Genomic DNA, 15207 nt, shown 5'->3' with positions numbered 1-15207 from the left:
CCCCCTCCATGAATGCTGCGAGGTAACGTCGTGGATCACCTGCCAATTTTTTGTCAATTACGCAACCGCGACTGCCTGCTCGTGGGCGGCGGCGACGTGGCCGAACGCAAAGCGCGCCTGCTGTTAGAAGCTGGCGCCCGACTGACCGTTAACGCCCTCGCCTTTGCCCCACAGTTTGAGGTATGGGCCCAGGAAGGGATGCTCACGCTGGAACAGGGAGAGTTTGATGTCTCCCTGCTGGATACCTGCTGGCTGACCATTGCCGCAACGGATGACGATGAAGTGAACCAGCGCGTCAGCGACGCCTGCGAAGCGCGCCGAATTTTCTGCAACGTGGTGGATGCGCCGAAAGAGGCCAGCTTTATCATGCCGTCGATTATCGACCGCTCGCCGCTGATGATTGCGGTGTCGTCCGGCGGACGCTCGCCGGTTCTCGCCCGCCTGCTGCGGGAAAAGCTGGAAGCCCTGTTGCCCCAGCATCTTGGTCAGATTGCCCATTACGCCGGGCAGCTGCGTTCACGCGTGAAGCAAACCTTCACGACCGTGGGCGAGCGCCGTCGCTTCTGGGAAAAATTCTTTGTGAACGACAGGCTGGCGCAGTCGCTGGCCAATCAGGACACCAAAGCCGTTGAAGAGACGACCGAACGGCTCCTGAGCGAGCCGCTGGACCATCGCGGCGAAGTGGTGCTGGTCGGGGCCGGGCCGGGAGATGCGGGCCTGCTGACGCTGAAAGGACTGCAGCAGATCCAGCAGGCCGATATCGTGGTTTACGATCGCCTGGTTTCCGATGACATCATGAACCTGGTGCGCCGCGACGCCGACCGCGTATTCGTCGGCAAACGGGCGGGCTACCACTGCGTGCCGCAGGAGGAGATTAACCAGATCCTCCTGCGCGAGGCGCAGAAAGGTAAGCGAGTGGTGCGTCTTAAGGGCGGCGATCCGTTTATCTTTGGGCGCGGCGGCGAGGAGCTGGAAACCCTGTGTGACGCGGGCATTCCGTTCTCTGTCGTGCCGGGCATTACGGCGGCATCCGGGTGTTCAGCCTACTCTGGCATTCCGCTGACCCACCGCGACTACGCCCAGAGCGTGCGTCTGGTGACGGGCCACCTGAAAACCGGCAGCGAGCTGGACTGGCATAACCTGGCCGCCGAAAAGCAGACGCTGGTGTTCTACATGGGGTTGAACCAGGCCGCGACCATCCAGGCGAAGCTGCTGGAGCACGGCATGGAGGCAGATATGCCGGTCGCGCTGGTGGAAAACGGCACCGACATTACGCAGCGCGTGGTGAATGGCGTACTGACGCAGCTCGGCGAGCTGGCGCAGCAGGTTGAAAGCCCGGCGCTGATTGTGGTGGGTCGTGTGGTTGAACTGCGCGACAAGCTGAACTGGTTCTCGAATCACTAACGCATATTCTTCCTTTCCGGAGTAGTCCTTAAGCGGACTACTCCCCTCTTACCGCTGTCGATAACATACCGCCCCGAAGTGGAACTTTTCCCTTTATTCCCTTGAGTTACATCCAATTTTCGTTTTTAAGACAAGGAATGCGTATGTTCAAACTGGCAAAAGCCGCCGTTCTGGTTGGCCTGTTATCGACTCTGACTGCCTGCACCGGTCACGTACAGAACACCAAAAATAACTGCAGTTATGATTACCTGCTGCACCCGGCGATCTCCATTTCGAAGATCATCGGCGGTTGCGGCCCGGCGGGGCAGCAGTAAGCGATTTTCAGGCGTAAAAAAACCGGGGCTTTCCCGGTTTTTTGTTGGTGCGGAGCGGTTTCTTTGTCGGGTGGCGCTAACGCTTACCCGACCTACACTGTCCGTAGGCCGGGTAAGGCGAAGCCGCCACCCGGCAAGCAGACTTACGGCTTCGCGACAAACCCAATCGCTTCGTACACCGCCTTCAGGGTTTCGGACGCGCGCGCGCTGGCTTTTTCTGCGCCCTCTTTCATCACCTTCTGCAGGAAGGCTTCGTCGTTGCGGTAGCGGTTATAGCGCTCCTGCAGCTCGGTCAGCATCCCGGAAACGGCATCTGCCACTTCGCCCTTCAGGTGGCCGTACATCTTGCCTTCGAAGTGCTGTTCCAGCTCAGGAATGCTTTGGCCGGTCACGCCGGAGAGGATATCCAGCAGGTTGGAGACGCCCGCTTTGTTCTGCACGTCGTAGCGCACAACAGGCGGCTCGTCGGAGTCGGTGACCGCACGCTTGAGCTTTTTGACGACGGATTTCGGATCTTCCAGCAGGCCAATAACGTTGTTGCGGTTATCGTCAGACTTGGACATCTTCTTGGTCGGCTCCAGCAGCGACATCACGCGCGCGCCGGATTTTGGAATAAACGGCTCTGGCACTTTAAACACATCACCGTAAATCGCGTTAAAGCGCTGGGCGATATCGCGGCTCAGCTCCAGATGTTGCTTCTGGTCTTCACCCACCGGCACCTGGTTGGTTTGATACAACAGGATGTCCGCCGCCATCAGCACCGGATAGTCGAACAGGCCGGCGTTGATGTTTTCAGAGTAGCGCGCGGATTTATCCTTGAACTGGGTCATGCGGCTCAGCTCGCCGAAATAGGTGTAGCAGTTCAGTGCCCAGCCCAGCTGCGCGTGCTCTGGTACGTGAGACTGAACGAAGATGGTGCTCTTCTCTGGATCGATGCCGCAGGCCAGGTACAGCGCCAGCGTATCCAGGGTGGCTTTACGCAGCTTCTCAGGATCCTGACGCGCGGTAATCGCGTGGAGATCGACGATGCAGTAAATGCAATGGTAGTCATCCTGCATGCTGACCCACTGACGTAACGCACCCATGTAGTTACCAATGGTCAATTCACCTGAAGGCTGTGCGCCACTAAAAACGATGGGCTTAGTCATTATTCAATTCCTGATGTTCACTGTGCGAAAGCCCGAGTGCGGGCAACAAATCTTTGAAGTGGTCGAAGACCACATCCGGCTCACTTAGCGTGATGGCCTCACCGTAGTTGTAGCCATAGGTTAACCCCACGGAAGGACACCCGGCCGCACGGGCAGCCAGAATATCATTGCGCGAATCCCCGACAAAGAGCAGCTCCGCAGGCGTTAAGGATAATTTTCCTGCCACCAGCAACAGCGGTTCCGGATGCGGCTTTTTGTTCTGCACGTCATCGCCGCCCACAATCACGGAGAAGTACTTCGCGATATCCAGCGCTTCCAGCAGAGGCGCAACGAACGGGGTTGGCTTGTTGGTCACCAGCCCCAGCGGGAGGCCCTTCGCGTGCAGCGCGCTCAGCGTTTCCTGAACGTCCGGGAACAGGAAGCTGCCCTCCTCGACGGTCTCTTCGTAGAAACGATCGAACAGTTTGCGCAGAATACGCAGCTGCTCATCCTTAGGGATGTCAGCGTGATCCACGCTCGGTTTACCCTGCGCGGAACGCTGCGACGCGCGCTCCTGGCGAGCCCACGTCAACGCGCGCTCCATCAGAACATCGGCACCGTTGCCAATCCACGTAACCACGCGCTCTTCGCCCGCAACGGGCAGTTCAAGAGCGTACAACGCCTGGTCTACGGCGCTCGTTAAGCCCGGCGCGCTGTCGACCAGCGTGCCGTCGAGGTCGAATGCCACACCCCGAATTGCCTGCAATTTATCCATGACTTACCTTCGCCAGCTCACGGCGCATTTCATCAATGACTTTTTTGTAATCCGGCTGGTCGAAAATTGCCGAACCTGCAACGAACATATCCGCGCCCGCTGCCGCAATTTCACCAATGTTATTCACTTTCACCCCGCCGTCCACTTCCAGACGAATATCGTAACCTGACTCATCAATACGACGGCGCACTTCACGCAGCTTATCCAGCGTGTGGGGGATAAACGACTGACCGCCAAAGCCTGGGTTCACGGACATCAGCAGGATCACGTCCAGCTTGTCCATGACATAGTCGAGATAGCTCAGCGGCGTGGCCGGGTTAAACACCAGCCCTGCTTTACAGCCGTTCTCTTTGATCAGCTGCAGCGTGCGGTCTACGTGTTCAGAGGCTTCCGGATGGAAAGTGATGATACTGGCACCCGCTGCGGCGAAGTCAGGCACGATGCGATCGACAGGCTTCACCATCAGGTGAACGTCGATCGGCGCGGTAATGCCATAGTTACGCAATGCCTTAAGCACCATTGGGCCAATGGTCAGATTCGGGACGTAGTGGTTGTCCATAACGTCGAAATGGACGACATCTGCGCCAGCCGCGAGAGCTTTGGCGGTGTCTTCACCCAGGCGGGCAAAATCGGCCGACAGAATTGAGGGAGCAATCAAAAACTGTTTCATCCGCTTCTCCTTGAAATGTGTTTACCGGCGGGCAAAACGGCTCAGGGGCGATAAAGAGCCAGAAGTTCGTCCACCTTTTTACGTGTGCCGCCGTTGCTGCTAATGCTACGCCGCACTTTGACCTGAAAATGCTTCGCGGCTTTGTACCATTCGCGCGTATCAGGGGTATCGTGATTCGAAATTAACACCGGAATTCTTTTGCTGACCAGCTTTTCCGCCATCTCAGCCAGACGAGCCTGTTCGGCCGGGCTGAAGCTGTTGGTGTGATAAGCGGTGAAATTCGCCGTTGCAGACAGAGGTGCGTAAGGCGGGTCACAGTAAACCACCGAGTTTACGCCTGCCAGTTCCATACACTCTTCATAAGAGAGGCAATGAAACTCTGCGTTCTGCGCTTTTTCGGCAAAGTGATACAGCTCGTCCTGCGGAAAATACGGGCGTTTATAGCGACCAAACGGCACGTTAAACTCCCCACGCAGGTTATACCGGCACAGGCCGTTGTAACCATGGCGGTTGAGATAGAGGAACAGCAGCGCCCTGCGGAACGGATCCTGACTCTGATTAAACTCAGTGCGGAACTGGTAGTAAACGTCCGGGTGATTATTCTCCGGCGTAAACAGCTTGCGCGCCTCTGCGACATACTCTTCGGTACGCAGCTTAACGATGTTATAGAGGCTGATAAGGTCGTTGTTGATATCCGCCAGGATATAACGAGAAAAATCGGTGTTGAGGAACACCGATCCTGCGCCCACGAAAGGCTCGATAAGACACTCGCCTTTAGGCAGGTGCTTTTTAATATCATCGAGCAGGGGGTATTTCCCCCCTGCCCATTTCAGAAAAGCGCGATTTTTTTTCATGCTGACTAACTGATTACACCTTCTCCGGCTGTGGAGAAAGCTCCGACAGCATCCTGCGCTTTAAACATTACTTCAGATCGGCCTGAACCTGATGAATCGGCTTAGCCCACGGGTTTTTCGCCTGAACATCCGCTGGCAGTGCCGCCACGGCACGTTTCGCTTCATCTTTGGACGTATAAACACCGCTGACCAGCACGTACCACGGTTGACCGTTACGGGTCGTCTGATAAACAACGTAGTTTTTCAGATTTGATTTCTTCGCCCAGCTGTTGAGGTTGTCATAGTTAGACGAACTGCTCAGCTGCAGCGTGTAGTTGCTGGATGGCGCAGACTTCAGCGAACCAACGTTACCTGCCGTTTTGCCTGCGGCGCTGCTGGAGGCTGTTGCCGTGGCTGCTGGAGCCGTTGCTGCAGGCGCAGCTGTGGCAGACGGTGCCGTTGTGGTCGCCGTTGCTTTCGGCGCAGTCTGCGTGACTGGCGCTTTAGCAGGCTCGCTCACCGCAGCCGTTTCGGTGTGCTTCGGCTGTGCCGGTACGGCTTTCACTTCAGGCGCTTTGACGACTGCCTGAGGTTTGGTTTCACGCTTAGGCTCAATCACCGCCTGCTTACGTTCAGGACGCGTCGCAGTTTGCGTCTGGCGCGGTTTGGTTTCCGTCGCAGCCGTTTGCGGCTGAGCATTACCACCGCGAATCGGGGCAACGGTTGCCGGCTCGGTTGGCAGCGTGGAGTTAACCACGACGTTATCAACCTGCTGCTGGTTCTGCGGCTGCGTCAGCGCATTGTTCAGGTCACCCTGAACTTCTACGCGCTGCTGGCCTTCAGGCGTAGCAGGTGCCTGACCCTGAGCAGGGGTTGAAGAAACGGGAGGCAGAGAAACATCCTGCGGCGCGGTGGTGTTTCCTGCGGTCTGCTCTGCGGAAGTCGCACCCGGTGCAGGCTGTGCGCCATTCGCCTGATTGGTCGCATCGTTACCGGACAGGTTGATGCTCTTCTCAGCGGAAGCAGTTTGCTCGGTTGAGTTCGTTGACGGTGCTTTAAGCGCGGAGCCAATGCCGACAATCAGCAGCACAAGCACCAGAACGCCAAGGCCCATCATAATGTACTGGCGGGACGCCGGTTTAGGCGCAGCGGCTTTTTTACGTTTACGCGGGCGACGCTCTACAGGCTGTTCGTCCATTGAATCTTCTTCGGACTCATAATCCTCTTCTGCTCGCTCTTCGTGCGCGTTGCGGCTGCGCGAAGGGCGACGATCGTCTGCATCCAGATCAACATCGTCAAAGTTGATCTGCGGCTCGTTATCACGTTCTGAAGATTGACGAGAACGACCAGTACGACGATCGCTGGGATCGGGTTTCAGCTCGTCTTCTGGTTTGAATTCATCCATTTAACACCCCACTCAAAGGCTTATGCTAACGACTTTGCATTTCACCTGAAGCTAAACGACCACCGGCGACAGTGGCCTGACCTTTCTAGTTGTTACGCCTGCTGACAATCAGCGATAGCGCCAAGAACGACATCGTGCGGCACTCCGCCGCGCACTTCACTCTTCCCTATTGCAAGCGGGAGTACAAGACGCATCTCGCCTGCCAATACTTTTTTATCGCGCATCATGTGGGGTAAATACGCTTGCGCCGACATCTCCTGCGGTCCGGTCACCGGCAAACCTGCACGCTCAAGCAGCGCAATGATGCGTGCCGTCTCTTCCGGTGTGAACTGCCCGAGACGTTCTGAAGTACGGGCAGCCATTACCATTCCGGCCGCGACGGCTTCACCGTGCAGCCAGTTACCGTAACCCATTTCGGCTTCAATGGCGTGACCAAACGTATGCCCAAGATTCAGTAAAGCACGTAAGCCCGTTTCACGCTCGTCTGCTGCGACAACTTCTGCTTTCAGCTCACAACAACGACGGATGCAGTATGCCAGTTTAGCCTCATCCAGGCACAGCAGCGCATCCATATTCTCTTCAAGCCAGTTAAAGAACTCGCCATCCAGAATAATGCCGTATTTGATCACTTCCGCCAGACCAGAAGCCAGTTCGCGCTTCGGCAGGGTTTTCAGACAGTCGAGATCCACCACCACCGATGCGGGCTGGTAGAACGCGCCAATCATGTTTTTGCCGAGCGGATGGTTGACTGCCGTTTTGCCACCCACAGAGGAGTCGACCTGGGACAGCAACGTGGTCGGGATTTGAATAAAACGGACGCCACGTTGATAGCTTGCGGCCGCAAAGCCGGTCAGATCGCCCACAACACCGCCGCCCAGGGCAAGCAGTGTTGTATCGCGACCGTGCGGTTTTTGCAGCAATGCGGTAAAGACGGTATCCAGTACCGTCAGGCTTTTATACTGCTCGCCATCGGGGAGAATCACACTGTCGACTTTTACGCCCGCCTGCTCAAGCAGGTGGCGTACGCGGTCGAGATAAAGCGGAGCCAGCGTCTCATTGGTGACCAGCATCGCCTGATCACCCGCTTTCAGTGGTAAAAAGGAAGCTGGGTCGTTAAACAAACCAGCCGCGATGGTGATAGGGTAACTACGTTCCCCGAGAGTAACTGTAATCCTCTCCATGACGCGACATCCACCTTTAATGCTTTTACCCGCAGGCGAGTGTATATAAAGCCAGAATCAGTTGCTTTCCAGCATATGAATAATCTGGTTTGCAACCACTTTAGCGCTCTGGTCGTCAGTACGAATGGTCACATCGGCAATCTCTTCATACAGCGGATTGCGTTCATCGGCCAACGCTTCCAGAACTTCGCGTGGTGGCGTTTCAACCTGCAGCAGCGGGCGCTTTTTATCGCGCTGCGTACGTGCCAGCTGTTTCTCGATGGTCGTCTCAAGATAGACCACTACGCCACGGGCGGAGAGACGGTTGCGGGTTTCGCGAGATTTCACAGAGCCGCCGCCTGTTGCCAGAACGATGCCCTGCTTTTCCGTGAGTTCGTTGATCACTTTTTCTTCTCGGTCACGGAAACCTTCTTCGCCTTCTACGTCGAAAACCCAGCCCACATCAGCTCCGGTTCGTTTCTCAATCTCTTGATCAGAATCGTAAAATTCCATATTGAGTTGTTGAGCTAACTGACGCCCAATAGTGCTTTTGCCGGCACCCATAGGCCCAACCAGAAAGATATTGCGTTTCTCTGCCATTTTATCGGTACTACTAAGACTATTCGTTAATGGTAATCCCCGCTTCGCAGACACTCAGCGTAGCAGGACATGAACTGAAACCTCATATGCAATAGAGCGAGAGTCAGACTAAAAATTATCTCAATACTCCGGCTTGTTTGGCAACTGATTAAATCACCGCGTCGGGCGCATAAGGTAATAAGACGTAAGTCCAACTCAAATCGGTACTCCTTGTATGCTAATTCATGCCCCACGTCAAACATCTGCAACAAACTGAATGCAAAATCATTGCGGGGATCGTTACCCGTCAGCGAATACCGACCAGACGTGGCGTAATAAACACCACTAACTCGCGCCGTTCATTATCCTTCCCATCATGGCGAAAAAGCTGCCCAAGCCAGGGGATGTTTCCCAGCCCCGGGACGCTGTCACTACCGGTTTTGTTCTTCTGCGAAAAAATTCCGCCTAACGCCAGCGTTTCTCCACTTTTTACCTCTACCTGGGTTTCTATCTCCTGTTTGTCGATCGCCAGCGTTTCGCCGTCCGCCTGCTGCAGAACCTGTCCCGGCATATTTTCGCTGATGTGCAATTTCAGGCGCACGCGCCCTCCCGGTAACACCACCGGTGTGACCTCCATCCCTAATACCGCCTCTTTAAACTCAACGGAGGTGGCGCCGCTTTCACCGCTTGAGACCTGATATGGAATTTCACTCCCCTGCTTGATGCTGGCCGGCTGCATATGCGAGGCCAGCAGCCGCGGGCTGGCGATGATATCGACCTGCTGTTTTTGCTCCAGCGCAGAGAGCTCCAGATCCAGCAGCCGACCATTGATCCGCCCGATGTTAAAACCCACGTGGCTGGTGGCGCTGGCGACGGAAAGATCGCTGCCAAGCGTGGTGAGCTGACCAACCTTGCCCGCGTCGGTGGCGTCGGCGAGATTCCACTTCACTCCCAGCTCACGCAGGCTTTTTTCATTCATGGTCACAATATGCGCCGCCAGCTCGACCTGTTCGACGGGAATATCCATCTGAGCGGCCCAGCGCTGCAGCGTCTCCACCACCGTCTGGTTATCCCTAATCAGCAGGCGGTTGGTGCGTTTGTCGACAGATAAACTCCCCTTTGGGCTCAGGAGTTTTTCCGCGGCTTTTTGCAGCTCTCCGGCATCGGCATAGGAAAACGGGATACTGTGAGACACCAGCGGCGCATCAAGCTGTCGACGCGCCCGCTCCTGCTCTGAGCGTTCCTGCTGTTCACGCTGCCAGGCCGCGCTATGCACGTAAAAAATGCCGCCCTCCTCTCGCAAAACCAGGCCAGCGCTGGTGACAACCGTCTGTAACGCCTGCCGCCAGGGGACGCGCGTCAGGTTAAGCGAAAGCGTGCCGCCGACATCGGGCGATATCACCAGATTACGGCTCTCCTGCGCGGCCAGGCTCTGAAGCAACTGGACTACAGGCACGTCATCCACCACCAGCGTGACCGGTTTTGGCGCGGCGGCCCACAGCGGATGGCTGAACGCCAGCAGCCACAGCATTATCCGTAAATTCATTCTTATCCGTTCCTTCTCGTTGCCACGTCCATTTTTCTGGTTCACATGTGTCACCCACATCAATAACCAGTTCCGTTTCATTGATGGCTGTTATCGTCCAGCCTGTCGGGAAGCGCTCATGCGTTTTCAGCCGGTGCCAGCGCTTTTGCCCATCCTGTAAAATGCCGATAGCCTGCTGTCCTCCCACCATGCCGCGATAGTGCCACTGCGCCAGCTCGCCAATGGCGCAGGGATCGTCCGGCGGGCGAAACGGATCGCGCATGCCGGTCAATAGCAGCGCTGAGCAAACCAGCAAATATCGCGCGCTATTTCGCATGTTCCAGCTCCAGCCGCAGGCGCAACGCTGTACCCTGTGGCGAAATCGCAAAAGCGGCGATCTGCACATCCCGCTGCGCCAGCCGGGAAAAAAGCGCCGGAAGCGCCTGCCACTCAATCTCCAGCATCAGTTCGCCTCCGTTCTGCAACGGCTTCCAGTGAACCAGCGTCGCGTTATCGCCCTGAAAATCGAGCGGGGAAAAAGATATCAGCTCCCGTGATTCCGCTGCTTCCGGACGAAACGGCACCTTTCTGACGACAGGCCATAACGCTGCGTTAGCTCTCGCGTCCTGAATCAGCTGGCGTTGTCGTTCAGCACACTGCCTGTCTACCGGGCTGAGCAAGGTGCCCCACGCGGCCAGTCCGGCCAGGAGACTCCCCAGACACCAGAAGAGCACCCGATACCAGGGACGGCTTTCGCACCAGCGTTCTAACAGAGTATCCACGCGTTAACCCTCGCTTTTAAGATGAAGGGTGAACATCCAGCGCCCCTGGCTGTCTTGTCGAAGCTCACCCGTCGTCCCGGGCGTAAAACCCGCGATTTGGCCAAGCGCATCGCGCAGAGCAGACAGGGCCGGCAGGGTTAGGGCATACCCGCTCAGCACCAGCACGGGAGGCTGATAGCGCAGCTCTGTCAGCCAGACCTGTGCCGGAATGGCGCGGGAAAGCGACTCCAGCACCGGCTGCCATGCGCGTCGCTGAAGTGTCTGCGCTGGCATCTGCGCCTGTGAGGCGAGTTTCTGCCGGGAGAGAAGCGCATGCTGCACGGTCTGCATTCCCGTGAGTTCCGTTTGCAGCGCGTGCAGCCTCATAAGAGGGTTCATCCGCAGACCGAACATGATCATGAACATCAACAGCACGGTGCCAACACCCATTGCGCCCCAGAAACGCAGGCATCGCGCGCGCCGCTGCTGTCGCCAGGGCAGAAAGTTCATGATGCTCATCCGGGCACCTCGCTCATGGCCAGCGCCAGCGCAACGGTATAGTCAGCGCCGCAGTCCGGTAGCGGGGCATGGCAGCGTTCCAGGATTTCCCACGGGTCACGTCGGTTATCAAACAGCGCGATGTCATCCGGTCCAAGCGCCAGCAGCGCCGCCAGCTCGGCCACGCTTTCGGCTTCTGTGGTAAAGCGGCGTCCCCACTGGTGCCGCATCGCCCACAGCCACTGCCGATCGTCCCGCCAGGCGATGCACGTCGCGGGTGCCACCGCAGGAAGAAGATTCGCCAGCGCGCTGGCATCCGGCGTAATGGCCACCAGCCGCAAACGCAGCGTTTTCGCCAGCGCCAGAAGGGTGTCGACCTCGTTGTTTTGCGCGGCAGTCACGTGAAAGGTATTGCTGAAGGTGTCCTGCGCGTAATCGAAACAGAGCGTATCGGCAGACATCTCCAGTTCGCGCGCGAGCGCCGCGCCAAGCCATGAGAGCTGCTCGCTGTCGCGCAGCGCAACGGTCGGGCGGGGAAGCGACCGCTGCAGGGTGCGCGCTGCCGGGAAAGAGAGGAACGCCCGGTGGTAGTGCGGCAGCGTTTTCCGCCAGTCGCGTAACGCATCAACCAGCTGTTCTGGCTGACAAATTTTGCCGTCACGAATGATGCCTTCGGCCAGAGGAATCGCCCACCAGCGGCGCAAGCACCAGCCGGACTTCTCCCGGGCCAACGCGACGATCAGCACCCTATCCTGTTGAATATGAACGCCCGTTTGCCATGTTTTGAAAGCCATGCTTCACGATCTCCTTATCGCCCGTCACCTTGACGGCTATATCAATGAATCAGGCTTGCCTTTATACTACCGCGCGATTGTTTAGAAACTGCCCAAGTGAAACCAAATGGGAAATCTCCGGTGAAGTTCGTAAAGTATTTATTCATCCTTGCAGTCTGTTGCATTCTGCTGGGAGCAGGCTCGATTTACGGTTTGTACAAATATATTGAGCCACAGCTACCTGATGTCGCCACGCTTCGCGATGTGCGACTCCAGATCCCGATGCAGGTCTATAGCGCCGATGGCGAGCTCATGGCGCAGTATGGCGAGAAGCGTCGTATTCCGCTGACCTTAAACCAAATCCCTCCCGTGATGGTGAAAGCCTTTATCGCCACGGAGGACAGCCGTTTTTACGAGCACCACGGTGTCGATCCGGTGGGGATTTTCCGTGCCGCGAGCATTGCGCTGTTCTCTGGTCACGCCTCTCAGGGGGCGAGTACCATTACGCAGCAGCTGGCGCGTAACTTCTTCCTCAGCCCCGAAAAGACGCTGATACGTAAGATCAAAGAGGTGTTCCTTGCGATCCGTATTGAGCAGCTGCTGAGCAAAGACGAAATCCTTGAGCTGTACCTCAACAAAATCTACCTGGGCTACCGCGCCTATGGCGTGGGGGCTGCCGCGCAGGTGTACTTCGGTAAGCCTGTTGAGCAACTCACCTTAAGCGAAATGGCAACCATTGCCGGTCTGCCGAAAGCGCCGTCCACGTTTAACCCGCTCTACTCGCTCGATCGCGCCACCGCGCGTCGTAACGTCGTCTTGTCACGTATGCTGAGCGAAGGCTACATCAGCCAGAGCGAGTACGACCAGGCGCGTAACGATGTGATTGACGCTAACTACCACGCCCCTGAGATCGCCTTCGCTTCTCCTTACCTGACCGAAATGGTTCGCCAGGAGATGGTGAATCGCTATGGTGACAAGGCCTATGAAGATGGCTATCGCGTGTACACCACCGTCACCCGCAAAGTCCAGCAGGCGGCTCAGGAAGCGGTGCGCAACAACGTGATGGACTACGATATGCGTCACGGCTATCGCGGCCCGTCAAACGTGCTCTGGAAAGTGGGCGAAAGCGCGTGGGACAGCAAAAAAATCACCAGTACGCTGAAGGCGCTGCCAACCTATGGTCCGCTCCTTCCTGCCGTGGTGACGCAGGCCGATCCTCAGGAAGCCGTTGCGACGCTCGCGGACGGTACCTCCGTCTCGCTGCGTATGGACGGTATCCGCTGGGCGCGTCCGTACCGCTCGGATACGCTTCAGGGCGCAACGCCGCGTAAAGTGACCGATGCGGTACAAACCGGGCAGCAAATCTGGGTGCGCAAGGTAGGCGAATCCTGGTGGCTGGCCCAGGTGCCGGACGTCAACTCGGCCCTGGTCTCTATCAACCCGCAGAACGGTGCCGTTCTGGCCCTGGTCGGCGGGTTTGATTTCAACCAGAGCAAATTTAACCGCGCCACCCAGGCGCTGCGTCAGGTCGGTTCCAATATCAAACCGTTCCTCTACACGGCAGCGATGGATAAGGGCTTGACCCTCGCCAGCATCCTTAACGACGTGCCGATCTCCCGCTGGGATGCCGGTGCCGGTTCCGACTGGCAGCCGAAGAACTCCCCTGCGGAGTATGCCGGTCCTATTCGTCTCCGTCAGGGTCTGGGGCAGTCGAAAAACGTGGTGATGGTGCGCGCCATGCGCGCGATGGGCGTCGACTATGCCGCAGAGTATCTGCAGCGCTTTGGTTTCCCGGCGCAGAACATCGTTCGCACCGAGTCGCTGGCGTTAGGCTCCGCCTCGTTTACGCCGCTTCAGGTCGCACGCGGTTACTCGGTGATGGCCAACGGCGGCTTCCTGATTGACCCGTACTTCATCAGCAAGATCGAGAACGACCAGGGCGGCGTACTGTTCGAAGCGAAGCCGAAGATTGCCTGTCCTGACTGCGATATTCCGGTCATTTATGGCAATACGCCGAAATCCGAGGTGCTTGAAAACAAGGACATGGAAGATCCTGCCGTGTCTCAGGAGCAGCAGAACGGCGTCGTGCCGCAGCCGCAGCTCGAGCAGGCTAACCAGTCTCTGGTAGCACAGACCGGTGCGCCGGAGTATGCCCCGCATGTGATCAACACGCCGCTGTCGTTCCTGATCAAAAGCGCGCTGAACACCAACATCTTCGGTGAACCGGGCTGGCAGGGTACAGGCTGGCGTGCAGGGCGTGATTTGCAGCGCCATGACATCGGCGGTAAAACGGGGACAACCAACAGTTCGAAAGATGCGTGGTTCTCCGGTTACGGGCCGGGCGTGGTGACATCGGTCTGGATCGGTTTCGACGATCACCGCCGTGACTTAGGTCGTACAACGGCCTCCGGCGCGATTAAGGATCAGATTTCCGGCTACGAAGGCGGAGCGAAGAGCGCGCAGCCGGCCTGGGACGCCTACATGAAGTCCGTCCTTGAAGGCGTGCCGGAGCAGCCGTTGACGCCACCGCCAGGCGTGGTGACGGTCAATATCGACCGCAGCACGGGCCAGCTCGCCAACGGCGGTAATAGTCGCGCAGAGTATTTCATCGAGGGCACGCAGCCAACCACGCAGGCGGTGCATGAGGTGGGTACAGAGATTATTGATAACGGCGAAACGCACGAGCTGTTTTAAGCATAAAAATGCCCGGTAAAAACCGGGCAAATAATCGTAGGCCGGGTAAGGCGAAGCTGCCACCCGGCTTTTTTTATGGCCTACAGTCGCCCCTGCCCCTTCAGCCACTCCCGGACCAGGAACAGCGCGCTCACGTTGCGAGCCTCATTAAAGTCAGGGTCTTCCAGCAGATCCATCAGGTGCGCTAGCGGCCAGCGAACCTGCGGCAGCGGCTCCGGCTCATCCCCTTCGAGCGATTCAGGATAGAGATCTTCGGCCACCACGATATTCATTTTGCTGGAAAAATAGGACGGCGCCATGCTCAGCTTTTTCAGGAATGAAAGCTCATTCGCCCCGAATCCGACCTCTTCTTTCAGCTCGCGGTTTGCCGCTTCAAAGACGGTTTCACCCGGGTCGATAAGCCCTTTCGAGAAACCAAGCTCGTAAGATTCCGTTCCCACGGCGTATTCGCGGATCAAAATCAGATGATCGTCAATAATGGGAATAATCATCACCGCTTCGCGCGAAGAGGGGCGCATACGTTCATAAACGCGACGCACACCGTTGCTGAACTCCAGGTCCACACTTTCGACATTAAACAGGCGCGATTTGGCGACAGTTTCAACATTCAGAATGGTGGGTTTTTGTAGTGGTTTGCTCATCGTGATGGGTCTTAGCAGTGAGAACTGGCGTTATTGTGCGATATGCCG

At 57.1% G+C, this 15207-nt stretch carries 16 protein-coding genes; 3 read left to right on the top strand and 13 right to left on the bottom strand.

The genetic code is table 11. The annotated features are described in order from the left end of the window. The first annotated feature begins 30 nt into the window (after nucleotides 1-30). Nucleotides 31-1404, top strand: a complete 1374-nt coding sequence (gene cysG, locus KIF87_RS14730) for a siroheme synthase CysG (RefSeq protein WP_213329126.1) — start codon at nucleotides 31-33, stop codon at nucleotides 1402-1404. Nucleotides 1405-1547: 143 nt separating this feature from the next. Beyond that, entirely contained in the window at nucleotides 1548-1718 is a 171-nt protein-coding gene (locus tag KIF87_RS14725; protein ID WP_213329125.1) for a YhfL family protein, read from the top strand. Between the two features lie 143 nt (nucleotides 1719-1861). Here the strand turns inward: KIF87_RS14725 and trpS are convergent, their stop codons facing one another. The 12 genes from trpS to KIF87_RS14665 form a co-directional block, all read right to left on the bottom strand. Beyond that, a complete protein-coding gene (trpS, locus tag KIF87_RS14720; protein ID WP_047345753.1) occupies nucleotides 1862-2866 on the bottom strand; it encodes a tryptophan--tRNA ligase in 1005 nt (334 codons plus the stop codon). Then, entirely contained in the window at nucleotides 2859-3620 is a 762-nt protein-coding gene (gene gph / locus KIF87_RS14715; protein WP_121426114.1) for a phosphoglycolate phosphatase, read from the bottom strand. Before gph ends, trpS begins: the two co-directional genes overlap by 8 nt. Further along, on the bottom strand, nucleotides 3613-4290 hold the full coding sequence (rpe, locus tag KIF87_RS14710; protein WP_024907923.1) for a ribulose-phosphate 3-epimerase: 678 nt from the start codon (nucleotides 4288-4290) through the stop codon (nucleotides 3613-3615). Before rpe ends, gph begins: the two co-directional genes overlap by 8 nt. A gap of 41 nt (nucleotides 4291-4331) precedes the next feature. Further along, entirely contained in the window at nucleotides 4332-5144 is an 813-nt protein-coding gene (gene dam / locus KIF87_RS14705) for an adenine-specific DNA-methyltransferase (protein WP_023309480.1), read from the bottom strand. A 67-nt stretch (nucleotides 5145-5211) separates the two neighbouring features. Beyond that, a complete protein-coding gene (damX, locus tag KIF87_RS14700) occupies nucleotides 5212-6528 on the bottom strand; it encodes a cell division protein DamX (RefSeq protein WP_213329124.1) in 1317 nt (438 codons plus the stop codon). 92 nt (nucleotides 6529-6620) lie between these two features. Beyond that, on the bottom strand, nucleotides 6621-7709 hold the full coding sequence (gene aroB, locus KIF87_RS14695; protein ID WP_121426116.1) for a 3-dehydroquinate synthase: 1089 nt from the start codon (nucleotides 7707-7709) through the stop codon (nucleotides 6621-6623). A gap of 57 nt (nucleotides 7710-7766) precedes the next feature. After that, on the bottom strand, nucleotides 7767-8288 hold the full coding sequence (gene aroK, locus KIF87_RS14690; protein WP_003861630.1) for a shikimate kinase AroK: 522 nt from the start codon (nucleotides 8286-8288) through the stop codon (nucleotides 7767-7769). A 286-nt stretch (nucleotides 8289-8574) separates the two neighbouring features. Beyond that, on the bottom strand, nucleotides 8575-9798 hold the full coding sequence (gene hofQ, locus KIF87_RS14685) for a DNA uptake porin HofQ (protein ID WP_249665920.1): 1224 nt from the start codon (nucleotides 9796-9798) through the stop codon (nucleotides 8575-8577). Then, nucleotides 9725-10129, bottom strand: coding sequence for a HofP DNA utilization family protein (locus KIF87_RS14680; protein ID WP_213329122.1), 405 nt, complete (start codon nucleotides 10127-10129; stop codon nucleotides 9725-9727). The genes hofQ and KIF87_RS14680 overlap by 74 nt, the downstream gene beginning before the upstream one ends. Then, a complete protein-coding gene (locus tag KIF87_RS14675; protein ID WP_213329121.1) occupies nucleotides 10119-10574 on the bottom strand; it encodes a HofO family protein in 456 nt (151 codons plus the stop codon). Before KIF87_RS14675 ends, KIF87_RS14680 begins: the two co-directional genes overlap by 11 nt. A gap of 3 nt (nucleotides 10575-10577) precedes the next feature. Further along, the gene (locus KIF87_RS14670) at nucleotides 10578-11072 is read right to left on the bottom strand and encodes a PilN domain-containing protein (RefSeq protein WP_213329120.1); all 495 of its coding nucleotides are present in this window, start codon (nucleotides 11070-11072) and stop codon (nucleotides 10578-10580) included. Further along, nucleotides 11069-11845 carry a type IV pilus biogenesis protein PilM gene (locus KIF87_RS14665; RefSeq protein WP_213329119.1) on the bottom strand — a complete coding sequence of 259 codons (777 nt, stop codon included), beginning with the start codon at nucleotides 11843-11845 and terminating at the stop codon, nucleotides 11069-11071. The genes KIF87_RS14670 and KIF87_RS14665 overlap by 4 nt, the downstream gene beginning before the upstream one ends. A gap of 120 nt (nucleotides 11846-11965) precedes the next feature. Between KIF87_RS14665 and mrcA the strand changes: the two genes are divergently transcribed. After that, nucleotides 11966-14518 carry a peptidoglycan glycosyltransferase/peptidoglycan DD-transpeptidase MrcA gene (gene mrcA / locus KIF87_RS14660; protein WP_213329118.1) on the top strand — a complete coding sequence of 851 codons (2553 nt, stop codon included), beginning with the start codon at nucleotides 11966-11968 and terminating at the stop codon, nucleotides 14516-14518. Nucleotides 14519-14598: 80 nt separating this feature from the next. Here the strand turns inward: mrcA and nudE are convergent, their stop codons facing one another. Continuing rightward, nucleotides 14599-15159, bottom strand: coding sequence for an ADP compounds hydrolase NudE (gene nudE, locus KIF87_RS14655; protein ID WP_023333707.1), 561 nt, complete (start codon nucleotides 15157-15159; stop codon nucleotides 14599-14601). Nucleotides 15160-15207 lie beyond the last annotated feature (48 nt).

Origin of the sequence: Enterobacter sp. 120016, from assembly GCF_018383635.1 — a bacterium.
In the GTDB taxonomy this organism is placed as follows: Bacteria; Pseudomonadota; Gammaproteobacteria; order Enterobacterales; family Enterobacteriaceae; genus Enterobacter; species Enterobacter asburiae_D.
Note: the sequence above shows the minus strand (reverse complement) of the source record. Positions and strands in the feature narration are given on the sequence as shown.

What these genes read in the sequence shown, in the direction of transcription:
- KIF87_RS14725 (WP_213329125.1), top strand. Translation starts at nt 1,548, where the DNA reads ATGTTCAAACTGGCAAAAGCCGCCGTTCTGGTTGGCCTGTTATCGACT.
- trpS (WP_047345753.1), bottom strand. Translation starts at nt 2,866, where the DNA reads ATGACTAAGCCCATCGTTTTTAGTGGCGCACAGCCTTCAGGTGAATTG.
- gph (WP_121426114.1), bottom strand. Translation starts at nt 3,620, where the DNA reads ATGGATAAATTGCAGGCAATTCGGGGTGTGGCATTCGACCTCGACGGC.
- rpe (WP_024907923.1), bottom strand. Translation starts at nt 4,290, where the DNA reads ATGAAACAGTTTTTGATTGCTCCCTCAATTCTGTCGGCCGATTTTGCC.
- dam (WP_023309480.1), bottom strand. Translation starts at nt 5,144, where the DNA reads ATGAAAAAAAATCGCGCTTTTCTGAAATGGGCAGGGGGGAAATACCCC.
- damX (WP_213329124.1), bottom strand. Translation starts at nt 6,528, where the DNA reads ATGGATGAATTCAAACCAGAAGACGAGCTGAAACCCGATCCCAGCGAT.
- aroB (WP_121426116.1), bottom strand. Translation starts at nt 7,709, where the DNA reads ATGGAGAGGATTACAGTTACTCTCGGGGAACGTAGTTACCCTATCACC.
- aroK (WP_003861630.1), bottom strand. Translation starts at nt 8,288, where the DNA reads ATGGCAGAGAAACGCAATATCTTTCTGGTTGGGCCTATGGGTGCCGGC.
- hofQ (WP_249665920.1), bottom strand. Translation starts at nt 9,798, where the DNA reads ATGCTGTGGCTGCTGGCGTTCAGCCATCCGCTGTGGGCCGCCGCGCCA.
- KIF87_RS14680 (WP_213329122.1), bottom strand. Translation starts at nt 10,129, where the DNA reads ATGCGAAATAGCGCGCGATATTTGCTGGTTTGCTCAGCGCTGCTATTG.
- KIF87_RS14670 (WP_213329120.1), bottom strand. Translation starts at nt 11,072, where the DNA reads ATGAGCATCATGAACTTTCTGCCCTGGCGACAGCAGCGGCGCGCGCGA.
- KIF87_RS14665 (WP_213329119.1), bottom strand. Translation starts at nt 11,845, where the DNA reads ATGGCTTTCAAAACATGGCAAACGGGCGTTCATATTCAACAGGATAGG.
- nudE (WP_023333707.1), bottom strand. Translation starts at nt 15,159, where the DNA reads ATGAGCAAACCACTACAAAAACCCACCATTCTGAATGTTGAAACTGTC.